Source organism: Parasynechococcus sp., from assembly GCF_042954245.1.
Taxonomy (GTDB): Bacteria; Cyanobacteriota; Cyanobacteriia; order PCC-6307; family Cyanobiaceae; genus Parasynechococcus.
The window spans coordinates 1-5387 of the sequence record NZ_JBGKDP010000117.1; the positions used below are offsets into that span (position 1 = coordinate 1).

Below are 5387 nucleotides of genomic sequence, written 5' to 3' on the forward strand. Positions count from 1 at the left end.
GGAGCCGAAGACGTCGAGGTAAGCCGCCGTGCCGACGTTGCCCTTGTCGGGAGGGAAGCTGAACACCGTGATCGCCAGCTTCTTTTCGTTGCGGGGCTTGATCCGCAGCGATGACCAGCGGATGGCCCGCTCAGCAATGGCATCAACCCGGTCTTGGAGGGTGTGAGCCCTACCGGTGGCATCATCGCGACCCGACAGAACGATGGGCTCGATGGCGCCATCCAGTTCGGGAATGGCGATCTGCAGAGCCACCTGCACCGGGTGCAGGCCAAGGTCGCTCTGTTCCCACTCCTGGGTGGTCTGGAAGACGAGGGGAAGCGCCACCATGTAGGGGCGGTTGAGCTTCTTCAGCGACTCAATCGCCTTGGGGTGGTCCTGGCGGGCAGGTCCTCCGACCAGCGCAAAACCGGTGAGAGAAACGATGCCATCCACCAGGGGTTGCTCAGGATTCAGCGGGTCATAGAAGAAAGCGTTGACCGGCTTGGAGAAGTCGAGACCGCCGCAGAAGATCGGAATCACGCGAGCGCCACGGAACTCCAGCTCCTGAATAGTGGCCACGTAATGCGCATCGTCACCGGTGACGATATGGCTGCGCTGTAGCACCAGACCGATCACCGGCCCTTTGCGGGCTTCCTCAGACAGATCGGTGCGACTGGAGGTCCAGTTCAGATATTCCTTGAGGTCCTCGAACATCGAGGGAGCCAGGGGGTGCCAGATACCGAGGTCGGGGAACACCTCAGGCTCCGCCACCTCCATCGGTGGGCGTTCCTCGCCTTCTGCAGCTGGGAAGACGTACCTGTCCGCCAGCATTAACAGGAAGTTCCGCAGGTTGTCGGGGGTACCGCCCAACCAGTACTGGAAGCTGAGCATGAAGCTGCGGGCATCCTGCGCTTTCTCAACCGGCAGGTACTTGAGAACGGTGGGCAGCGTGTTCAGCAACTTAAGCATCGCGTCCTGGAAACCAGCACCTCCGGCTGCCTTCCGCTTCTTCATGAAGCCTGCGATGGCGCTCTTGCTCTGACCGAGCTGGGCCATCGAGAAGCTGCCCAGCTTGTTGAGCCGCATCACTTCAGGCATAGACGGGAAGACCACAGCCGCCTTGAGTCGATCGCGGTGTGGGGCAACGGCGTCCACAACCTTCTGAGCCAGATCTTCAATAAAGATCAAAGAGGCGACAAAGACATCAGCCTCAGCCACATCGGCACAGAAGCCTGCGTAGTTGTCGTCGTCGCGGAGTTCTTCGATCAGATACCCGCTGAGCTCGATCCCGAGATCGCCACCAGATGCGTTGAGAGCTGTCGCTGCCTGGGTTAGGGCGTTTTGGTACTGGGGCTCCAGCACCACATAAACCGCTTTCATCACGGATTTGTGGTTCTGTCCCTCCACAGGAGCAACGCGGCGATCGGCGGAGCGGACCTGTGTGAACATCAGCGCGCTTTGAGCAATGTGAAGAACCTTACGGCGACTGGCCCTTACGGCGCGAGGATTTCTGATCGGCCGTTACACGAGCCGCCCCATAGGCTTTGAAGCGTCTGCTGCGCTTTCATGACCGCTCCGATTCCCGTCGTTGTCGCCGGTGCCCTGGGGCGCATGGGCGCCGAGGTGATCAAGGCTGTGGTGGGAGCCCAGGACTGCAGCCTGGTTGGCGCCATCGACAACACCCCCGGGAAAGAGGGGGCAGACGTGGGTCTGGAGCTGGGCTTCGGCGAGCTTGAGGTGGCCGTGACGGCTGATTTCGAAGGCTGTCTCTGCGCTGTGAGCCAATCGGTGCGGGACGGCGGCAGCGGCGCCGTGCTGGTGGACTTCACCCATCCTTCCGTTGTTTATGAACACACCCGCGCGGCGATCGCTTACGGCGTTCACCCCGTGATCGGAACCACAGGGCTCTCGCCTGAACAACTCAACGGCCTCACCGAGTTTTCCGCCAAAGCGTCCGTGGGTGGGGCCGTGATCCCCAATTTTTCAGTGGGCATGGTGCTATTGCAGCAAGCGGCAGCCGCAGCGGCACGTTTCTACGACCACGCGGAACTGACGGAGTTGCACCACAACCGCAAAGCGGATGCCCCCAGTGGCACCTGCATCAAAACCGCTGAGTTGATGGAAGAACTCGGCAAAAGCTTCAATTCCGAGGAAGTGGACGAGCACGAATCCCTGGCGGGTTGCCGCGGAGGACAGCGGGACAGTGGTCTGCGGCTGCACTCCGTGCGGCTGCCGGGCCTGGTGGCTCACCAGGAAGTGATGTTCGGAGCCCCGGGGGAGACCTACACCCTGCGTCACGACACCATCGATCGTTCCGCCTACATGCCAGGCGTGCTGCTCACGGTGCGCAAGGTGGGCAGCCTCGGCAGCCTTGTGTATGGCCTTGAGCGCCTGATCTGAAGGCGACACCATGCTCATTCCCCTCCGCCCTGGTGAACTGCAACGACTGATCCCTGCCGTTGCCACCGGCAACCAGTTCCGCGTCTCCCTCGGCAACCCCCAGGAGGTGCTGCAGCGCCTGATGATCGCCGCCATCGGTGGGGTTATCACGTTCCTGATCTACAACCAGGCGCAGCTCGGCAGCCGCTGGGGCCCCGCCTGGCTGGTGATCAGCGTTGTGTTCTTCCTATATGTGCTTTGGGGCCCGATCGTTCAGGCCGGCCAACGCAACGCCACCCTGCGGCGATATCCCACGGCTGCCCTATTTGAAGGCGAGGTGGCGGACGTGATCACGCGAGAGCGGGTGGAAAACCGCCACGAGCAGGCCGACAGCCGCGGCCGGCTGGAACTCGTGGAAAACCGACGCACCTGGATGCTGCTCGAACTCGAAGACGAAGAAGGTTATCTCGGCCGGGTGGCATTTCCGATGGAGAAAAAACACCAGTCGATCCGCCGCGGCAGCCTGATCCGCTGCCTGGTGCTGAGTGAGCGCAAGGATTTCTCAAAGATCGGAGCCCTCAGCGATGCCTGGCTGCCAGGTATGCGGATGTGGGTTGGCGAGTACCCCTTCCTGCTCCGTCCCGCCTTTGAGGAGCTCTGCCAGCTCCGCCTGAATAACCGTCGCTGAACATTTCTTAAATCTGGTTTATACTTCTTAGCAATCCAATAGCGGCATCCATGTCCCAATCCTCTCCTTCCACTCCTGTCGTGCGTGGTGCACAGGTCACCACCGAAGACGGCGGCCGCCTCAACGCCTTTGCCACGGAACCCCGCATGGAAGTGGTTGAAGCGACGCAGGGTTGGGGTTTCCACGACCGCGCCGAAAAACTGAACGGCCGCATGGCCATGCTCGGCTTCATTGCTCTACTCGCCACCGAGTTGGCCCTGGGCGGTGAATCCTTCGTTCACGGGCTGCTCGGCCTGGGCTGATTGCCTCGCGCTGGATCGGGATGGCTGGCCAGACTCTTCGAATGGCTCCATCCCCTCCAGAAATTCATGTCCTGGGTGCTGGTCCCACCGGCGCCCTCACAGCTCTAGCCCTCGGCCTCCAAGGTCAGCGCGTGGTCCTGTTTGACCCGCTGACGGCGTCGGAATTGCAAGCCAGAAGCCGGGCCTACGCCATCACCCACTCCAGCCGCCGGTTGTTGACAAACCTGGAGCTTTGGCACGACCTGCGCGATGCCCTAGTGCCCTTCCGTGACCTGGATTTGCGGGACGGGGCCACCAACTCCCGCGTTCTCTTCGGCCAGGACGACCTGGCATCAGCCAATCGCAACCATAACGGCATCGGCTGGATCCTCGATCACCGGCTATTGATGAAGCTGTTGCTGGCCCGGCTGGAGGCCAATGACAACGTTGCCATGCACCTGGCCGAACCATGCCCGGATCCAAGCGCTGATGCCCTGATCGTGGCGGCTGATGGACCGCATTCCCCCACGCGAGAGGCCTGGGGCATCCGTCACTGGGGCATCCGCTATCGCCAGGGATGTCTCACAGCCAAAGTTGTCCTACGGGGACTGCCCCACGACAGGGCCTGCGAATTATTTCGTCCGGAAGGTCCTCTCGCCGTTCTGCCCTTGGGTCAGGGAACCTTTCAGGTGGTGTGGAGTGCACCCTTGCAGCGTTGCCAGCAGCGCAGCACACTGCAGCGCAGCGTATTTCTCGATCAACTTGCCGCTGTTCTGCCGGAGGGGATTGAACCGGATCGCCTGCTCGATCAACCCCGAGCTTTCCCTCAGCAATGGCTGCTGGCTCGCCGCTTTCATCGCGGACGTGGCGTGCTGATCGGCGAAGCAGGCCACCGCTGCCATCCTGTGGGAGGCCAAGGGCTCAATCTCTGCTGGCGCGATGTGGATGGTTTGCTGCGCGCCGTGGAGCGGGGCGGCAGCGCTGCAACAATCGCTCGGCAGTACGGGATGAGCCGCTGGCTTGATGTGCTCCAGGTGGGTGTGGCAACGGATCTTCTGGTGCGGGTGTTTTCCAACCGCCAACCGCTGCTGCTTCCAATACGGCGTTTGGCACTGCTTCTACTGAAACAGTTCTCTGGCTTGCGCCGACTGAGCCTGCGGGCCATGAGTGACGGCCCCATGCAGCTCTAGCAGGCCTTGCCAAACTGAGCCAAGCGCGGGTCGCGACCATGGTGATGTCCAGCCAGCGGCAACCCCCAGCCACCGACGCGCTGCTGCACTTTCTTCAGCGCCGTGTGGGATTGAGTGTGAGCGCCCTGGAACTGGGGCAACGCCAGGCGGAACTGGAACAAGCCCCCCTCCCGATCGTGCTTTGGAGTTTCGGGTTGTTGAGTTTGCAGCAGTTGGAAGAAGTCTTCGACTGGCAGAACAATCAGCCGTAGCGCAACAACGCTTCCACAGGTTGACCCGCGGGCAACGTCTGACGCCCTCCGAGCCCCTCCAGTTCGATCACAAAGGCAAAGCCCACCAAGCAACCGCCGGCCTGCTCCACCAATTGTCCTGTTGCTGCAGCCGTTCCACCGGTGGCCAGCAAATCGTCCACCACCAGCACCCGGGGTGAATTCTCAAACGCATCGGCTTGAATCTCCAGCCGATCGGTGCCGTACTCCAGGGCGTAGTCCAGACCAACCACCTCACCGGGCAGCTTTCCAGGCTTCCGGACAGGCACGAAGCCAAGCCGTCGGTCGCTGGCCAAGGGTGCCCCAAAGATGAATCCCCGGGATTCGATCCCCAAGATCAGATCAGGCTTCACCTGGTCGCAGATCCGGCCCAGCTGGCAGATCACCTCGGCCATGGCCTCGGGCGAACGCAGGAGCGGGTTGATGTCTCGAAACAGAATTCCAGGCTTGGGAAAGTCTGGAATTGAACGAATGTGCGACTGAAGATCCAAATCCAGGTGGCGCAATGGCGATGAGCCTGCCATCATCGCAGCCATGAGGTTTGTCAAGTCCTAACGCACTGCAACTACAGGGTTGTGACTGGGATCTAGAGGAGTATTAC

At 61.5% G+C, this 5387-nt stretch carries 7 protein-coding genes; 5 read left to right on the top strand and 2 right to left on the bottom strand.

Annotation, left to right across the window (positions count from 1 at the left end; all coding sequences use genetic code 11):
* Positions 1-1428: cobaltochelatase subunit CobN (locus ACGVJ8_RS05335; protein ID WP_392346099.1), on the bottom strand; the 1428-nt coding region annotated here is incomplete at its 3' end.
* Between the two features lie 117 nt (positions 1429-1545).
* Between ACGVJ8_RS05335 and dapB the strand changes: the two genes are divergently transcribed.
* From dapB to ACGVJ8_RS05360, 5 genes are read left to right on the top strand one after another with little or no spacing between them, the layout of a single operon-like run.
* Positions 1546-2379, top strand: a complete 834-nt coding sequence (gene dapB, locus ACGVJ8_RS05340) for a 4-hydroxy-tetrahydrodipicolinate reductase (protein ID WP_392346101.1) — start codon at positions 1546-1548, stop codon at positions 2377-2379.
* 10 nt (positions 2380-2389) lie between these two features.
* Positions 2390-3046 (top strand): hypothetical protein, encoded by a 657-nt coding sequence (locus tag ACGVJ8_RS05345; RefSeq protein ID WP_392346103.1) that lies wholly within the window; start codon positions 2390-2392, stop codon positions 3044-3046.
* 50 nt (positions 3047-3096) lie between these two features.
* The gene (locus ACGVJ8_RS05350) at positions 3097-3348 is read left to right on the top strand and encodes a high light inducible protein (RefSeq protein WP_392346105.1); all 252 of its coding nucleotides are present in this window, start codon (positions 3097-3099) and stop codon (positions 3346-3348) included.
* A gap of 20 nt (positions 3349-3368) precedes the next feature.
* Positions 3369-4517 carry an FAD-dependent monooxygenase gene (locus tag ACGVJ8_RS05355; protein ID WP_392346107.1) on the top strand — a complete coding sequence of 383 codons (1149 nt, stop codon included), beginning with the start codon at positions 3369-3371 and terminating at the stop codon, positions 4515-4517.
* Positions 4518-4555: 38 nt separating this feature from the next.
* Positions 4556-4768, top strand: a complete 213-nt coding sequence (locus ACGVJ8_RS05360) for a DUF2949 domain-containing protein (protein WP_392346109.1) — start codon at positions 4556-4558, stop codon at positions 4766-4768.
* Here ACGVJ8_RS05360 and ACGVJ8_RS05365 read toward each other — a convergent pair.
* Positions 4759-5313 carry an adenine phosphoribosyltransferase gene (locus tag ACGVJ8_RS05365; protein WP_392346111.1) on the bottom strand — a complete coding sequence of 185 codons (555 nt, stop codon included), beginning with the start codon at positions 5311-5313 and terminating at the stop codon, positions 4759-4761. The two genes, ACGVJ8_RS05360 and ACGVJ8_RS05365, sit on opposite strands and share 10 nt — an antisense overlap.
* Positions 5314-5387: the final 74 nt, after the last annotated feature.

What these genes read in the sequence shown, in the direction of transcription:
- ACGVJ8_RS05345 (WP_392346103.1), top strand. Translation starts at nt 2,390, where the DNA reads ATGCTCATTCCCCTCCGCCCTGGTGAACTGCAACGACTGATCCCTGCC.
- ACGVJ8_RS05360 (WP_392346109.1), top strand. Translation starts at nt 4,556, where the DNA reads ATGGTGATGTCCAGCCAGCGGCAACCCCCAGCCACCGACGCGCTGCTG.
- ACGVJ8_RS05365 (WP_392346111.1), bottom strand. Translation starts at nt 5,313, where the DNA reads ATGATGGCAGGCTCATCGCCATTGCGCCACCTGGATTTGGATCTTCAG.
- ACGVJ8_RS05350 (WP_392346105.1), top strand. Translation starts at nt 3,097, where the DNA reads ATGTCCCAATCCTCTCCTTCCACTCCTGTCGTGCGTGGTGCACAGGTC.
- ACGVJ8_RS05355 (WP_392346107.1), top strand. Translation starts at nt 3,369, where the DNA reads ATGGCTGGCCAGACTCTTCGAATGGCTCCATCCCCTCCAGAAATTCAT.
- dapB (WP_392346101.1), top strand. Translation starts at nt 1,546, where the DNA reads ATGACCGCTCCGATTCCCGTCGTTGTCGCCGGTGCCCTGGGGCGCATG.